The sequence below is a fragment of the Blastocatellia bacterium genome (genome assembly GCA_035275065.1).
GTDB lineage: Bacteria > Acidobacteriota > Blastocatellia > UBA7656 > UBA7656 > DATENM01.
Window position 1 is genome coordinate 1 of record DATENM010000157.1, and the last position, 2,298, is coordinate 2,298.

Below are 2,298 nucleotides of genomic sequence, written 5' to 3' on the forward strand. Positions count from 1 at the left end.
GACGGATTTGCCGGCTCCGGCTTTGGCAGCAAAGATGATAGCGATCAAGGCGGCACTGCCTCCGACTACCTCGGCAATCGCGATGATTCTTTGCCAGAACTTTATCATGGTTTGTAGGCTTGAGTTGGCAGTCGCCTAACGCCCGCGTTTACCGGGCCGCCGAACGGCATTGCAGATATGATGAGAAGTGCGCTGCGGCGGCTCCGGTGCAACGCCTTGTTATGCCCCGAAGCTACGACCCCATCAGTTACATCGCTACTGGCTTATGAGAACGTATGATCTTGGGTAGGTCTTCTTTTGATAAAATCTTGTCATACATTTCCTCTCTGATCTCTTTGCTGGAAATATCAATTCGTACTCTCTTCAGGAATTCCTTGAAATCTGGATTCATAGTCAGCTTATTAATCGCATCCCAATCCAGAAACTCTTTAGGCTTTGCAGGAAAAATAACTTCGGTAGAGTCAGGATCTTCTATATCTATCCTGATAACTCCTATACCAAATGATGTTGAAAGACGCTTCAGTTCATTAAGGAAGTCGTCGTCGTTTGAGATTTCAGCAGCAGCGAGGTAACCTTCGTTTGCCCAAGAGGAATTAGAAACGGCTTGGAAGAACGCTTCTCTCAGATTTGAAAAATTGAGCGTCCTCTTAAGTTCAAAAGAGAACAGCTTTATTGCAATGCTCCCTAAGACTGAACTAAACCCTACAACCTCATCCTTCCATTCACCAAACGGATAATAACAGCCTACCATGTCAGGATGCACCCACTCGCCGTATTCTTTTTTATCGGACTTGGAATGGTGAATCGTTTTCAAATAGGCTCGCATATAGTGGTAGCCGTAGAAGGCAAGAAAGGGATGTAGGTCTTTCTCCAAATACTCAATCTTCTTCCTTACTATGACAGGAGATTGAGCCGCTTCAAGTATTTTCTGTTCCGAACTTTCTGTCAGCAAAGACCTAAGAAAGAATCTTTTAGGCCGAGAGTCCGTGCTAATAAAGGGGCTAGTTAATCCCCTCTTTACATCAACATATAATCGCGCGCCGAGCGTTGCCAGAGGAGTCTTCCCCTGCGAGCCGAGATTTTTGTCATAGCCTTTAGCAATCGCTAGGTTCCATATTTCTTCGGGAGAAAGCGGTTTCTTCTCCTCTTCCAAAACCCGTTTTGCTAATTCTAAGAATGTCCATTGGTGCATAGGGGTGAAAGGTAATACAGAGTTGAATATCAATGCAATCTGTTTCTCCTCATAGCCTCTGCGGCAGGGGCATAACGCCCGCGTTCAGCGGGCGCGGGCTGAGGCAATGAAATTATGCATCAGAACCGCGCTGCCCGCGCTCCGGTGCAACGCCTTGTTGGGCGGTGCGTACGATCACGTCCGCCCCTCCGCTACCCTACCCGGTTCACGCTGCTCATCCATCGCGCGGCGACTACGACCGCCATCATCTGGAGGCTGCCGGCGACCACCGCCATCCCGATGGCGCGCTTCCCCACGCCATCACGCCAGGCTCCCAACAACGCCCACGTCGAGAATGGCATGTATAGCAGCGTCGCCGTATAGACCCCAGGTGACCTCCGCCCCTGCATCACGGTCGGCAGGATATGGAAGAAGATAGCGTTGCTGAGTGTCGCGGCGGGTATGATCAGGCTCAACGTAGGCCGCCTCCACCCGATGCCGGCAAGAGAAACTGCTGCCAAGACGAGCAAAGCGTTCGCAACGAGGAACCAAGACGCCGGCATCGCGATTGCCAAGGTCTCAAGCGCCCACTGCTGCCAGCCGGTGAAGTACTCTTCCGCTGCATGCAAAGCGCAGGACAAGGCGACAACCCATAGCACCCATTCGTTTGTCGTGTTGTGATGAACAGTCAAGTTATTGCCTTCGCCACCCGACCACGCCGCTCGCATCCGCCCAACGTCACGCATCACCGGGCGCGGCGTGACGAATCGGACCAATGACGAGAAACGCGCTCGCCGCGCTCCGGTGCATGCGCTTGTTGGGCGTCGCCTGTAACCTCAACCCCCTCAAAACCGTCGGCCTCCCGCCCTCGTCCCCACCTATTTTCGACCGCCCCCGGTTCTGCCCTAGGCTTCCCGCCCTGGCCCATTTTTCCTACGCTGCGCGGCCATCTCGCCGCCACTGCTTGCACCCCTCATGGCTGCTGACCCCGCCCTGGCTTGTGTTGCCGACCATCTCGCTCGCCGCAAAGCGCCGCCGCCATTGCCGCTGTCGCTTGCCCATCCTTTGCGGTCCACCAAATCCTTTAACCGCGGCGATGCGATGCCCGCCGCTCACCGGCGTTTGTC

At 53.8% G+C, this 2,298-nt stretch carries 3 protein-coding genes; all 3 read right to left on the reverse strand.

Going from position 1 to position 2,298, the window contains the following annotated elements; genetic code table 11:
* Nucleotides 1-247: 247 nt before the first annotated feature.
* Complete coding sequence (locus VJ464_29355; protein ID HKQ09266.1) at nt 248-1,192, reverse strand: HTH domain-containing protein; 945 nt, start codon at nt 1,190-1,192, stop codon at nt 248-250.
* Between the two features lie 191 nt (nt 1,193-1,383).
* The gene (locus VJ464_29360) at nt 1,384-1,863 is read right to left on the reverse strand and encodes an HXXEE domain-containing protein (GenBank protein HKQ09267.1); all 480 of its coding nucleotides are present in this window, start codon (nt 1,861-1,863) and stop codon (nt 1,384-1,386) included.
* 241 nt (nt 1,864-2,104) lie between these two features.
* The coding region (locus VJ464_29365; protein HKQ09268.1) for a hypothetical protein at nt 2,105-2,298 on the reverse strand (194 nt) is incomplete at its 5' end.

What these genes read in the sequence shown, in the direction of transcription:
- VJ464_29355 (HKQ09266.1), bottom strand. Translation starts at nt 1,192, where the DNA reads ATGCACCAATGGACATTCTTAGAATTAGCAAAACGGGTTTTGGAAGAG.